The following is a 280-nucleotide window of genomic DNA, read 5'->3' on the forward strand; positions in this document are numbered from 1 at the left end:
CTGCACTCGCGCGGCGAAGCGAGCGTCAATGCCAAGCGGGTGCTGCGCATCCTGCGGGCGAACGGGCTCACCCTCGCGCCGCACACCGCCCGGCGGCCCGGCCGCACCCACGACGGCACCGTGGTGGCGTTACGCTCGAACGTGGAGCGGGTCGCTCGGATCACCTCGAACTGCGCTGCCGGGACGGTGCGGTCGTCCGCGTGCTGTTTGCCATCGACGCGTGCGACCGTGAGATCATCGCGTGGTCGGCGACCACGACGGGCGTCTCGGCCGAGATGGT

At 71.8% G+C, this 280-nt stretch carries 1 pseudogene; it reads left to right on the top strand.

Going from position 1 to position 280, the window contains the following annotated elements:
- Positions 1-280, top strand: a pseudogene (locus ACLBYB_RS33470) (IS3 family transposase); the annotation flags it as partial.

The sequence above is a fragment of the Methylobacterium sp. D54C genome, from assembly GCF_053345595.1.